Raw genomic sequence first — 13102 nt, forward strand, 5'->3', positions numbered from 1 at the left:
ACACCTCGGAAGAATTCCTCTTAATTAAAGAAAAAGCAATGACATGAACCAAGTCATTGCAATGATCGTTATTTTAGGGCGATAACCACTCTTCGGTTCGGTTCTTCGCCTTTACTGTAAGTTTTCACGGACGGATGATCTTGAAGTTCGGAATGAATAATTTTGCGTTCCTGCGCATTCATCGGCTCCAGTATGACTTCTTTCTTCGATTTCAACACGCGGCCAGCCAGTCTGACCGCCAGATCTTCCAGCGTCTTCTTCCGTCTCTCGCGGAAATTTTCCGCATCCAGAACAATCCGAATGTGCGAAGTCGAATAGCGATTCGCCACAATATTAATCAAATATTGCAGCGCGTCCAAAGTTTGCCCTCTTTTACCGATCAATATACCTAATTCAGGTCCGCTCATATTCAAGATGGTGCCTTCTCGATCTTTTTGCTGATCTATGGTGATGGAAATTTGCATCGTCTTGAAAATATCCTGTAAAAAAAGGGTCGCTTCTTCAAGCGCATCCGGGATCAATTCCAGCTCGACTTTACCTTCTTTCGAACCAATGAAACCGAACAGCCCTTTTGAGGGCTGCTCCAAAACATGAATATTCACACGATCTTCAGATACATTCCATTGTCGGAGTCCGGCTTTCACCGCATCTTCGATGGTTTTTCCAGTCACCACGATTTTTTTCATTTGGACAGGCCACCCTTATTTTTTTGAGATCCAGGAGAACCGTAAATAAAGTAAGACTGAACAATCGTGAAGATGTTGCCGTATATCCAGTAAAGCGGCAGCGCAGCCGCAAAGTTCATCGACATGACGAAAATCATGACCGGGAAAATAAACAGCAAGCTTTTCATCTGCTGGTTCATTTGCGAGGACATAAATTTTTGCTGCACGAACGTAGTTGCCGCGGCAATTAACGGAAGTATATACAGATGATCCGGCGAACCCAAATTCAGCCATAAAAAGGTATGTTCACGGATATGGTCATTTCTCATAATCGCTTGATACAGCGCTATCAGAATCGGCATTTGCACAATGATCGGGAAGCATCCGGCCAAAGGATTCACGCCATTTTGCTGGAACAGCTTCATGGTTTCTTCCTGCTGCTTTTTCGCGTCGTCCTTGTACTTTTCCTTCAGCTTTTTCATCTCAGGCTGCAAATCTTGCATCCGCTTGGAGCTTTTATATTGCTTAAGCGTCAACGGCAAAATAATAAGTCGGATAATAATCGTTACAACCAGGATGGACAGACCGTATTGACCCCATAAATGATCGGCGAACCAGTCAAGCGTTTCAGATAAAGGATATACGAAATACTTGGTAAAGAATCCGGCTGTAGCAGGATCGATCGGTGCTGTAGCAGCAGTATGTGGCGCGCAACCGGCAAGCAAAACGAGCATAGCTGCCATTGCGGCAAGCAAATAGATTCGACGAGTCAAAATGAGATCCTCCTATATATCTTTTCCAAGTTAAACTATACCACAACTTTCATCCGCAAGGAAATAAAACACTACTTTTTTACAGGCTCATTTCTTTTATTGGAAAAAGCTTTGCGGATTACGTGCGCGATACTCTTCTCCATCTCGTGATAATCCATCTCCGCCGCAGGCTTCCGGGCAATCAAAACATAGTCGTAATGAGGCACCATGCTCTCTTTTCTCAATCTTACGATTTCCTTGATCATTCTGCGCAAACGGTTGCGGACGACCGCATTGCCCACTTTTTTGCTGACCGATACGCCAAGGCGAAACTCCTCCAGCTTCGGCTGCGCCAAATAATATAGAACAAACTGATGGTTAGCCATCGACTTCCCGTAGCGGTACACTTTGCCGAAGTCTTCTCTTTTGGCCAATCTATATTTTTTTTCCACAAATAAGTACACTCCAGACAGGTAGCATCCAAGTTTATGCATCTGCAAATCACTATTCATATAGCCTTAACGAAAAAAAGCAAATTAAAACAGTTCGTTTTTTGCAAGCATAAAAAAAAGCCCCTTTCGGAGCCTCTCTTTACGCGCTAAGAACTTTTCTTCCTTTTAGACGACGAGCGCTCAGCACTTTACGGCCGTTCTTCGTGCTCATTCTTTTACGGAAGCCATGGTTTTTCTTGCGCTTTCTCGTATTAGGGTTAAACGTTGGACCCATCTATAGCACCTCCTTGATGAGGATATCCCATCCTACAAAATTTCTCTAACCATTAAACCATTTTCAGCGGGAAAAGTCAACTGGCACAGCGGGCTCCCGCAGGACTTCCCGTTTCCGAAAATTTTTCGCCAAAGTACAACCTGTGCATAATTTGCCGGGCGGAAAAAGCAAAGCTTGTCGAAAATTAACAAGGTATCAACAATATCTTGTGTTGTGAACAAAAGCTATGCACAACTTCTTGAAATTGTGGATAATATCAAACAATCCGTTGATTAACAGGTCATCTTTTGATAAGATAGTTATGTTTCTGTTGTGGATATACTCCAGTTACCCTCCGATTTATCAACAACCTGTGGATAAAATTGTGAACAATTTTCCCTCTTAAAGAATAAGTCATTTTAACCGATTCTTAATACTGTGGATAAAACGACAAATCCTATCCTTTTCTGACACCATTTCCTCTTGCTGGCCTTATGCCACGTTTGAATTTAGAAGGAGTGAATTACTGTGGAAGGCCATACTAACGATTTATGGCAGCAAGTTTTGTCTATTATACAAACAAAACTGAGTAAACCAAGTTTCGACACTTGGCTGAAATCAACCAAAGCAACCGTGTTCAATGACGCTTCGGTTGTTGTTTGCGCGCCCAACAATTTTGCCAGAGAGTGGCTGGAAAGCCGCTACACCAAGCTGATTGAGGGGACCATCTACGATTTCACCGGCAAACGCGTTGAAGTCAAGTTCGTCATCGAAACCGACGAGCAAAAAGCGCAGCCCGCAGCGGCCGCCACTGTCATACCTCCCAAGGGCCCGGCGATCACTTCGCAGGAAGAAACTTTTACGAATATGATGAACGCCAGATATACGTTCGATACGTTCGTCATCGGATCCGGGAACCGTTTCGCCCATGCGGCGTCGCTCGCCGTAGCCGAAGCGCCGGCCAAAGCTTACAATCCCCTCTTTTTATACGGGGGAGTCGGACTTGGCAAGACGCATTTGATGCATGCGATCGGCCACTATGTATTGGAGCACAATCCGAAGGCGCGCGTGCTTTATATTTCATCAGAGAAGTTCACGAACGAATTCATCAATACGGTCATTCTTCACAACCGCGGGGAAGATTTCCGCAATAAATACAGATCTATCGACGTGCTGCTCATTGACGATATTCAATTCCTCGCCGGCAAAGAAGGAACGCAGGAGGAATTTTTCCATACATTCAACGCCCTTCACGAAGAAGGCAAACAAATTATTATTTCCAGCGACCGTCCGCCCAAGGAAATTCCTACGCTGGAGGACCGGCTGCGCTCGCGCTTCGAATGGGGGCTGATCACCGACATTCAGCCGCCGGATCTGGAGACGCGGATCGCTATTTTGCGCAAAAAAGCGAAAGCCGAAAATCTCGAAATTCCCAACGAGGCCATGAATTACATAGCCAACCAGATCGATACGAACATTCGCGAGCTTGAAGGCGCATTGATTCGGGTAGTTGCCTATTCGTCTTTGATCAATCAGGATATCAGCGTTCATTTGGCGGCCGAAGCGTTGAAGGATATTATTCCGTCCAGCCGGCCTAAGGTCATCACGATTCAGGACATTCAGCAGCGGGTCGGCGAATTTTACGGATTAAAGCTGGAGGATTTCAAAGCGCGGAAGCGGACCAAGGCCGTTGCCTTCCCGCGGCAGGTCGCCATGTACTTGGCCAGGGAGCTGACGGACTTCTCTTTGCCGAAAATCGGCGAAAATTTCGGCGGCCGCGACCATACGACAGTCATCCACGCGCACGAGAAAATAACCGAATCGCTGAAAGCCGATCAGGAATTATATAAAATCATTCACAATTTGACCGAGAAGATTAAAAATCCGTCTTCCTAACAAGTTTTCCGAAATCATAAACAATAGCCTTAAGCCTATGCACAATCTATTCACATGTGGATAGGCTTGATTTTTGAACGATTGATCCACATATCCACATACTCAGGCGCCCTACTGCTATTACTAAAAATATTTAAAAAATGTTATTATGTATAAATATGCTTCGCATCGAAAAAAAGAACCGCAGGAGTGAACTTATGAAATTAACGATACTCAAAGATCAATTGATCGAATCCATTGGTCACGTTTCCAAGGCGATTTCAAGCAGAACGACCATTCCGATCCTTACGGGAATCAAAATAGATGCCAATGCAAGCGGAGTCACCTTAACCGCAAGCGATACCGACATTTCGATCCAAAGCTTTACCCCTACCGAAAACGGCACGATGAAAATTATCGAGCTTTTCCGATCGGGGAGCGTTGTGCTGCCGGCCAAATTTTTCGTGGAAATTATTCGCAAGCTGCCTTCGCAAATTATAGAAATCGAAGTCGGCCACCATTTCCAAACGACAATCCGCTCCGGCTCTTCCGAAATTCAGATAATGGGACTGGATCCTGAAGAGTATCCGCTGCTGCCGCAAATCGAAGAAAACAAAATGATCCGCCTGCCAAGCGATCTGTTGAAAACGATGATCAAGCAAACTTCTTTTGCCGTATCCACCAACGAGTCGACGCCGATTCTTACAGGCGTATTGTGGAGCATTACCGGCGACAAGCTGAAGTTTATTGCCTGCGACCGCCATCGATTGGCCAGCAGAGAAGTAACGATCGACAATGAAACGGCGCAAAACCTTCAAAATATTGTTATTTCCGGAAGAACGTTGGTTGAATTAAGCAAAATTTTGCCTGATCAAAACTCTCTTATCGATATTGTTATTTCGGACAATCAGGTTTTATTCAAAATTCATTCGATTCTTTTTTATTCCCGTATTTTGGACGGTACTTATCCTGATACTTCCAAGCTCATTCCCCAGTCTTTTCAAACGGAAATGGTCGTTCCGACCAAAGGGCTTGCGGAAGCGATCGATCGCGCCTACCTGCTTTCCAGAGAAGACAAATCGAATATTGTGAAAATGATCATGCGCGAGGACGAAACGATCGAAATTTCATCGACTTCCTCCGAGCTGGGCAAAGTTACCGAGCAAATTAATTTGCAGCGGATTACCGGAGAACTGCTGCGCATCTCGTTTAACTCCAAATACATGCTGGACGCGCTGAAAGTGCTCGACTCGGAGTTTATCCACATCGGATTTACCGGCGCTATGCAGCCAATTATCATCAAGCCGGAAGACGGATCGAATATTCTTCAACTGATTCTGCCTTACCGTACTACCAACTAAAGGAGATGCAGGATGAAACAAATCGGGATTCGCACCGAGTACATCACGCTCGGGCAATTTTTAAAGCTGGCCGACTGCATATCCACAGGTGGACAAGCCAAATTTTTTGTGCAGGAGACGAAAATCGAAGTGAACGGGCAGGCTGAAAACCGCAGAGGACGCAAGCTGGTACCGCATGATATGGTGTTTGTAGAGGGCTTCGGACAATTTGAAGTGGTAAGCTCCTGACAGCGCCGAGCACCCAGGAGGATGTGCCATGTTTTTAACCAAGCTGCATGTGAGTCACTACCGGAATTACGAACAGGTCGAACTGACGACCGACAGCAACGTCAATATTTTTGTCGGCCCCAACGCACAGGGTAAAACGAATCTGCTTGAATCGATCTATGTCCTTGCGATGACCAAATCGCACCGCACCCATCAGGACAAAGAACTGATCGGCTGGAATCAGGATCATACCCATCTGCACGCCGAGATCACCAAGCGCTACGGGAATTGCACGTTGGATCTCGCGATTTCGGGCAAAGGTAAAAAAGCGAGGATCAACGGGCTCGAACAAAAAAAGTTGAGCAATTTTATCGGAGCCCTGAATGTCGTCATGTTCGCCCCGGAAGATCTGGAAATCGTCAAGGGGACGCCCGGCGTCAGAAGGCGCTTTTTGGATATGGAGATCGGCCAGGTTCAGCCCTCCTATTTGTACGATTTGTCGCAATATCAAAAAATACTGCTGCAGCGCAACAATTATTTAAAGCAAACAGGCCCTTCCAAAGGCGCCCCCGATGCCATGCTGGACGTCTGGAACGAACAATTAGCGCAGTATGGTGTTAAAATTATGAAAAAGCGTCAAAACTTTATTAAGAAGCTGCAGCAATGGGCGGAAACGATTCACAGGGGAATTACCAACAACAATGAGGAGCTGCGAATTCGCTATTCCCCATCGTTCGAAATGCACGAGTTTGAAGATGAAACTGTTTTATTAGAACAATTTATGATAAAGTTAACACAGGTCAAAGAACAGGAATTCCGCAGAGGCGTAACCCTTGTCGGTCCTCATCGCGACGATCTTCTTTTCTTCATCAACGGCAAAGAAGCGCAGACATACGGTTCCCAGGGGCAGCAGCGGACGACGGCGCTATCGCTTAAACTGGCTGAGATTGAGCTCATTCACGAGGAAGTAGGCGAATATCCGCTGCTGCTGCTCGACGATGTGCTCTCCGAGCTGGATGAATACAGGCAAACCCAATTGATCCGGACGTTTCAACAAAAAGTGCAAACCTTTATTACGACGACAGGTCTGGATAGCGTTCATATGGATAAGCTGGACCATGCTTCCGTGTTCCATGTTTTGAAAGGAAATGTAAGCGGCAGGAGCTGATAAGTTTGTTTATTCATCTGGGTGGCGAGAAGATTATTAGAGCTTCCGAACTGATAGCTATTTTTGACATCTCAATCGAGAAGTCTTCCAAAATATCGAAGCAGTTTATTCAGCAGGCGAGCAAAAATAAACACATAGAGCACATCGGCGAGGAAGAATGCAAATCGCTCGTCGTTACGAAGAACAAAGTTTATTATTCTCCCATTTCATCCACCACTCTTAAGAAACGAGCTCATCAGTTGTTAACGAACTAACCGGTTTTGACTATAAAAAAGCAGGTGAAGCATAACATGTCTGTGAATCAAAATACGTATGATGAAAATCAGATTCAGGTACTGGAAGGCTTAGAGGCGGTTCGCAAACGGCCTGGTATGTATATCGGGTCAACCAGCTCCCGCGGTCTTCATCATCTCGTGTGGGAGGTTGTCGATAACAGTATCGACGAGGCTTTGGCCGGATTTTGTACGAAGATCGACGTCATCGTTCACAAAAACAACAGCATCACCGTTATCGATAACGGGCGGGGAATTCCGGTCGGCGAAAATGCGAAATTGAAGAGACCGACTCTTGAAGTTGTTCTCACCGTTCTTCACGCAGGCGGTAAATTCGGCGGGGAGGATTCGGGATATAAAGTGTCAGGCGGTCTGCACGGAGTAGGTATCTCTGTCGTCAATGCGCTGTCCGAATCACTGATCGTCCAGGTTAAGCTTAAAGGTAAAATTCATCAACAGGAGTACCGCCGCGGCACGCCGCAATACGATGTTAAAATCGTCGGCGAAACGGAAGAAACCGGAACTACGGTTACGTTTCAGCCGGACCCGGAGATTTTCAAGGAAACGACCGAATACGATTACGACATTCTCCAATCGAGAATTCGCGAGCTTGCGTTTTTGAACAAAGGGATCGAAATCAACCTTCTGGATGAGCGCACGGACACATCCAACACTTTCATGTACGAGGGCGGCATCATCTCCTTTGTCGAGTATTTGAACCGCAACCGCGAGGCCGTTAACCAGACGCCGATCTATGTCGAAGGTGCGAAGGATAATATTTCGATCGAGATCGCGCTGCAGTATAACGACAGCTATACGGAGAATATCTACTCGTTTGCGAATAATATCAACACGCACGAAGGCGGAACGCACGAGTCCGGCTTTAAAAGCGCGTTAACGCGGATTTTGAATGAGTATGCGCGCAAGAGCAACTCCATCAAAGAGAGCGATTCCAATCTTTCCGGCGACGATGTGCGCGAAGGTTTGGCAGCGATCATCTCCGTGAAAATTCCGGAGCCGCAATTCGAAGGACAGACGAAGACCAAGCTCGGAAACAGCGAGGTTCGCGGTATTGTCGAGTCTTTGTTTGCCGAGAAATTGCAGGAATTTATGGATGAGAACCCTGCCGTCGCCAAAAAAATTGTGGAAAAAGGCATCCAGGCGGCCAGAGCCCGGGAAGCCGCGCGTAAAGCCAGAGAGCTTACACGCCGTAAAAGCGCCCTGGAAGTCAGTTCGCTCCCGGGTAAACTCGCCGACTGCTCATCCAAGGATGCTTCCATCAGTGAAATTTACATCGTAGAAGGTGACTCCGCGGGAGGTTCGGCTAAGCAAGGGCGGGACCGCCACTTCCAGGCTATTCTTCCGCTGCGCGGTAAAATTTTGAACGTGGAAAAAGCGCGGTTGGACCGCATTTTGTCCAATACGGAAATTCGCGCGATGATTACGGCCTTCGGAACGGGCATCAGCGAAGATTTTGAAATTACGAAAGCCCGTTACCACAAAATCATTATTATGACCGATGCCGATGTCGACGGCGCTCACATTCGGACACTGCTCCTTACCTTCTTCTACAGATACATGAAAAAACTGATCGAATACGGTTATGTTTACATTGCCCAACCGCCGCTTTACAAGCTGGAACGCAATAAGACGGTGCGGTATGCCTACAACGACAAGCAGCGTGAAATCATTATGCAGGAATTTGGCGAAGGCGCAAAAGTGAACGTACAGCGTTACAAAGGTTTGGGCGAAATGAATCCGGAGCAGCTGTGGGAAACGACTATGGACCCGGAAATCCGTACGCTGTTGCAGGTGACGATCGACGACGCGATTGAGGCGGATGCGATTTTCGATGCGCTGATGGGTGACAATGTAGAACCTCGAAGAGATTTTATCGAAGAGCATGCGAAATACGTGAAAAACTTGGATTTCTAATTTCGACGTCTTAGGCGTTGCATATGATGTAAGCTTTCAGGAGGAACATTCATGAGCGAAGAATTACATTCGCAAGTCAAAGAAATCGATATCGGTACGGAAATGCGCACATCTTTCCTGGATTATGCGATGAGCATTATTGTCAGCCGCGCGCTGCCGGACGTCAGGGACGGTTTGAAGCCGGTTCATCGCCGTATCCTGTTTGCAATGTCCGAGCTGGGGATGTCCCCCGACAAGCCTTATAAAAAATCGGCCAGAATCGTCGGCGAAGTCATCGGTAAATATCATCCTCACGGGGATTCGGCCGTGTACGAGACGATGGTGCGGATGGCCCAGGACTTCTCCCTTCGCTACATGCTGGTAGACGGCCATGGCAACTTCGGTTCCATTGACGGAGACTTTGCCGCAGCGATGCGTTATACGGAGGCGCGTCTATCCAAAATCGCGATGGAACTGCTCCGCGACATCAACAAAGAGACGATCGACTTTGTGCCTAACTATGACGGCGAGGAGAGCGAGCCTGCGGTTCTGCCTGCCCGCTTTCCGAATTTGCTCGTCAACGGAAGCTCGGGTATCGCCGTCGGTATGGCTACGAACATTCCTCCGCACAATTTGGGCGAAGTCATCGAAGGCATTCAGATGCTGATCGACAATCCAAGCGCCAGCCCGCTTGAGCTGATGTCGGTTATCAAGGGGCCGGACTTCCCTACGGGCGGATATATTCTTGGCCGCGAAGGCATCAGACAGGCGTACTCCACAGGCCGCGGCTCTGTGACTATGCGCGCCAAAACGCTGATCGAGGAGAACAACAACAAAGCCAGAATTATCGTGAACGAACTGCCGTATCAGGTGAACAAAGCCAGGTTGATTGAAAAAATCGCCGAGCTCGTCCGTGAGAAAAAAATCGACGGCATTACCGACCTGCGCGACGAATCCGACCGCAACGGGATGCGGATCGTCATCGAGCTCCGGCGCGATGTAAATCCGAACGTCGTGCTTAACAATTTGTTTAAGCAGACGGCGCTGCAGTCCAACTTCGGCATCATTATGCTGGCGCTGGTGGACGGTCAGCCTCGCGTTCTGAATTTGCGCGAAATGCTTCACTACTACCTCAAGCATCAGCAGGAAGTGATTCGCCGCAGAACCGAGTATGATTTACGAAAAGCGGAAGCGCGTGCTCACATTCTCGAAGGTTTGCGGATTGCGCTTGACCATCTGGATCAGGTTATCGCATTGATTCGCTCGTCGCAGACGCCGGATGAAGCAAGAGAGGGCTTGATCAACACATTCAATCTGAGCTACGAGCAGGCTCAAGCCATTCTTGATATGCGCTTGCAGCGCTTAACCGGCTTGGAACGCGATAAGATCGAAGCGGAGTACGCGGAGCTCATGCAGAAGATTGCCGAATACAAAGCTATTCTTGCAGATGAGCAGCTTATTCTTGCAATCATTAGCGAAGAATTGAATGAAATCAAAGATAAATATGCGGACGATCGTCGTTCCGAAATTACAATCGGCGAGGAAAGCATCGAAGATGAAGACCTCATCCCTCGCGAAGATGTCGTCATTACGATTACGCATACCGGCTACATCAAGCGTCTGCCTGTATCTACCTACCGCAGCCAGAAGCGCGGGGGCCGCGGAGTCGTCGGCATGGATACCAAAGACGATGATTTTGTCGAACATTTGTTCGCGACAAATACACACCATTACCTCATGTTCTTCACGGACAAAGGCAAAGTGTATCGTTTAAAAGCATACGAGATCCCGGATCTCAGCAGAACTGCGCGGGGAACGCCGATCATCAACTTGATTCAAATCGAGCAAGGCGAAACGATCAACGCCGTAATCCCGGTTGAAGGCTTTGAGACGGATCAATACATCTTCTTTGCAACCAAGCAAGGTATTGTGAAGAAAACGCCGATAAACGATTACTCCAATATTCGCAAAGGCGGCCTAATCGCCATCAACCTGCGCGAAGACGACGATTTGATTGGCGTGAAATTGACTGACGGTAATCAGGGCATCATAATGGGCACCAAACTCGGCATGTCCATTCACTTCCCTGAGCAGGACGTTCGTTCGATGGGCAGATCCGCTACGGGCGTGAAAGGCATTCACTTGGATGAAGACGATGCCGTTATTGATATGGACGTCGTCCATGAGAATAACAGCGTCTTAATCGTAACTTCCAAAGGGTTCGGCAAGCGAACGCCTGTTGCCGAATACCGAATTCAGACACGCGGCGGAAAAGGAATCAAAACCTTGAACGTAACGGAGAAAAACGGCCCTGTGGTTGGGCTCAAAGTCGTTCAGGACGATGAAGACCTCATGATCATTACCGCGTCCGGCACCGTAATCCGGACAAGTATGTCCGGCATTTCAATCATGGGCCGCTACACGCAGGGCGTCCGTTTGATCAACATTCGCGAGGACGATGAGGTCGGAACGCTTGCCCGCGTTCAAAAAAATGAGGAACAAAACGATGAAGACGAAGAGGATAACAACGATTCGTCGGAAACTCAACAATAATTTTATTGGGATGGGGGCTTACAAACCCATCCCTTTTACTTTACAATATCAAGTAGATCAACTTTAGTAAGGTGAGTGAATATTGTGCCGACAGTAGCCGTTACTCAATTAAAAGATGGAGAAAAACTTGGCGATAACGTTGTAACGAAGCTGGGCAACACCCTTTTTTACAAAGGTAAGGTGCTTACGGAGAAAGACATAGAGATTTTAAAAGCGTTCCTTATCCAATCGGTGTGGATCGAGCCTCAGGCGGGCGCCGAGCCAGAGCCGGTTGCGGAAGAGGGTAAACCGGTTGAAAGTTCAACCGCCCATCCTTTTTTTATCGAATATCGAAATATGTTAGCTTTGCTGCGGCGCGTATTTCATCTTGTCAGCGGGGGGCAGACGATTCCCATTCTTGATATCCGCACAAGGCTGGAAGCTCTGATTCAACATATCGATGCCTATAAGGTGCTGACTTTTGCGCCCAAAACCCCCAACCTTCAGGACTACTTGTACCATAAAAGCATTATGGTCAGCTTAACCTCGTACTCATTAGCCAAATGGCACGGCTTACCTCAAAAAGAATTGATGCAAGTCGCCCTTGCCGGACTTTTGCACGATATCGGCAACGCGAAAATCGATTATTCCATTTTAGAAAAAAGACAAGCCTTGAGCCGTTCCGAAATGGACGAAATCAAGCAGCATACGCTGATCGGCTATAATGTGCTCAAAAATATGACGGCCATCAACGAGGGCGTAAAGCTTAGCGCACTTCAGCACCACGAACGTGAAGACGGGTCAGGCTACCCCTTAGGCGTCAAAGGCGACAAAATTCACATCTATGCCAAAATAGTCGCTATCGCAGACATTTTTCACGCTATGACAAACGATCGCTTCTACAAAATCGCCTTGTCTCCCTATTTGGTTTTGGAGCAGCTTTTTACTGAATCGTTCGGCAAAGTAGATCCGACGCTTGTTCAAGTGTTTATCAATAAGTCCACTCAAATTAGCAACGGAACGCTTGTAAAGCTCAGTGACAATCGTGTGGGCGAAATCGTGTTTTCCGATCGTGCCCATCCGACCCGGCCATGGGTGAACATCAATGGCACCATCGTCAACCTGGCTACGGAAAGAAGTCTGTTTATTCAGGACGTACTCGGTGCAATATAAAATAATAGATGTGAGAGCCTTATCGCTGATAGGGCTTTTTTCAATTGGAAAGCAATTTTTCAAAAAAAGCTTGCATTCGCAATCTATCTTTGATATATTACTCCTTGTCGCTTTTGAGACAGCGAGATTGCAAAAAAAGAATTTAAAAAAAATACTTGCAATCGAGTAGGCGAATGTGATATATTGATTAGGTCGCCTTCGAAAGACGGCGATGCGAACGAAAGAAATTGCTCTTTGAAAACTGAACAACGAGTGAAGAAGCAAGGTTGAGCAATCAACCAAAACAAGAGATTGCAAAATCTCGTCAGCTTTGAAATTGAGCTATTCAGCTTTCAATAAAGGTAACACCTTTTTGGAGAGTTTGATCCTGGCTCAGGACGAACGCTGGCGGCGTGCCTAATACATGCAAGTCGAGCGGTCCCTTCGGGGATAGCGGCGGACGGGTGAGTAACACGTAGGCAACCTGCCTGCAAGATCG

At 47.2% G+C, this 13102-nt stretch carries 12 protein-coding genes and 1 rRNA gene; 9 read left to right on the plus strand and 4 right to left on the minus strand.

Annotated features, from left to right (window positions below; genetic code table 11):
• Nucleotides 1-68: 68 nt before the first annotated feature.
• The 4 genes from jag to rpmH form a co-directional block, all read right to left on the minus strand.
• Nucleotides 69-686: an RNA-binding cell elongation regulator Jag/EloR gene (gene jag / locus AC3G2T_RS08515; RefSeq protein ID WP_474682290.1), complete on the minus strand. Its 618-nt coding sequence runs from the start codon at nt 684-686 to the stop codon at nt 69-71.
• Nucleotides 683-1438: a membrane protein insertase YidC gene (gene yidC / locus AC3G2T_RS08520; protein WP_474682289.1), complete on the minus strand. Its 756-nt coding sequence runs from the start codon at nt 1436-1438 to the stop codon at nt 683-685. The genes jag and yidC overlap by 4 nt, the downstream gene beginning before the upstream one ends.
• 71 nt (nt 1439-1509) lie before the next feature.
• Nucleotides 1510-1869 (minus strand): ribonuclease P protein component, encoded by a 360-nt coding sequence (gene rnpA, locus AC3G2T_RS08525; protein WP_474682288.1) that lies wholly within the window; start codon nt 1867-1869, stop codon nt 1510-1512.
• 139 nt (nt 1870-2008) lie between these two features.
• The gene (gene rpmH, locus AC3G2T_RS08530; RefSeq protein WP_163947939.1) at nt 2009-2143 is read right to left on the minus strand and encodes a 50S ribosomal protein L34; all 135 of its coding nucleotides are present in this window, start codon (nt 2141-2143) and stop codon (nt 2009-2011) included.
• 507 nt (nt 2144-2650) lie between these two features.
• Between rpmH and dnaA the strand changes: the two genes are divergently transcribed.
• From dnaA to AC3G2T_RS08575, 9 genes are all read left to right on the plus strand, one after another.
• On the plus strand, nt 2651-4018 hold the full coding sequence (gene dnaA, locus AC3G2T_RS08535) for a chromosomal replication initiator protein DnaA (RefSeq protein WP_474682287.1): 1368 nt from the start codon (nt 2651-2653) through the stop codon (nt 4016-4018).
• A gap of 197 nt (nt 4019-4215) precedes the next feature.
• Nucleotides 4216-5358 carry a DNA polymerase III subunit beta gene (gene dnaN, locus AC3G2T_RS08540; protein ID WP_488435153.1) on the plus strand — a complete coding sequence of 381 codons (1143 nt, stop codon included), beginning with the start codon at nt 4216-4218 and terminating at the stop codon, nt 5356-5358.
• Nucleotides 5359-5370: 12 nt separating this feature from the next.
• Nucleotides 5371-5586, plus strand: coding sequence for a S4 domain-containing protein YaaA (yaaA, locus tag AC3G2T_RS08545; protein WP_488435154.1), 216 nt, complete (start codon nt 5371-5373; stop codon nt 5584-5586).
• A gap of 28 nt (nt 5587-5614) precedes the next feature.
• On the plus strand, nt 5615-6733 hold the full coding sequence (recF, locus tag AC3G2T_RS08550; protein ID WP_488435155.1) for a DNA replication/repair protein RecF: 1119 nt from the start codon (nt 5615-5617) through the stop codon (nt 6731-6733).
• Nucleotides 6734-6738: 5 nt separating this feature from the next.
• Nucleotides 6739-6987 (plus strand): extracellular matrix regulator RemB, encoded by a 249-nt coding sequence (gene remB / locus AC3G2T_RS08555; protein ID WP_474682283.1) that lies wholly within the window; start codon nt 6739-6741, stop codon nt 6985-6987.
• A gap of 36 nt (nt 6988-7023) precedes the next feature.
• Nucleotides 7024-8940 carry a DNA topoisomerase (ATP-hydrolyzing) subunit B gene (gyrB, locus tag AC3G2T_RS08560; protein ID WP_488435156.1) on the plus strand — a complete coding sequence of 639 codons (1917 nt, stop codon included), beginning with the start codon at nt 7024-7026 and terminating at the stop codon, nt 8938-8940.
• 51 nt (nt 8941-8991) lie between these two features.
• Nucleotides 8992-11472, plus strand: a complete 2481-nt coding sequence (gene gyrA / locus AC3G2T_RS08565) for a DNA gyrase subunit A (protein ID WP_488435157.1) — start codon at nt 8992-8994, stop codon at nt 11470-11472.
• A gap of 84 nt (nt 11473-11556) precedes the next feature.
• Entirely contained in the window at nt 11557-12624 is a 1068-nt protein-coding gene (locus tag AC3G2T_RS08570; RefSeq protein ID WP_474682280.1) for an HD-GYP domain-containing protein, read from the plus strand.
• A gap of 349 nt (nt 12625-12973) precedes the next feature.
• Nucleotides 12974-13102: ribosomal RNA gene (locus AC3G2T_RS08575) — 16S ribosomal RNA — on the plus strand; the annotation flags it as partial.

This window comes from Paenibacillus sp. sgz302191 (genome assembly GCF_057749925.1).

What these genes read in the sequence shown, in the direction of transcription:
- yaaA (WP_488435154.1), top strand. Translation starts at nt 5,371, where the DNA reads ATGAAACAAATCGGGATTCGCACCGAGTACATCACGCTCGGGCAATTT.
- dnaN (WP_488435153.1), top strand. Translation starts at nt 4,216, where the DNA reads ATGAAATTAACGATACTCAAAGATCAATTGATCGAATCCATTGGTCAC.
- rpmH (WP_163947939.1), bottom strand. Translation starts at nt 2,143, where the DNA reads ATGGGTCCAACGTTTAACCCTAATACGAGAAAGCGCAAGAAAAACCAT.
- recF (WP_488435155.1), top strand. Translation starts at nt 5,615, where the DNA reads ATGTTTTTAACCAAGCTGCATGTGAGTCACTACCGGAATTACGAACAG.
- jag (WP_474682290.1), bottom strand. Translation starts at nt 686, where the DNA reads ATGAAAAAAATCGTGGTGACTGGAAAAACCATCGAAGATGCGGTGAAA.
- gyrB (WP_488435156.1), top strand. Translation starts at nt 7,024, where the DNA reads ATGTCTGTGAATCAAAATACGTATGATGAAAATCAGATTCAGGTACTG.
- gyrA (WP_488435157.1), top strand. Translation starts at nt 8,992, where the DNA reads ATGAGCGAAGAATTACATTCGCAAGTCAAAGAAATCGATATCGGTACG.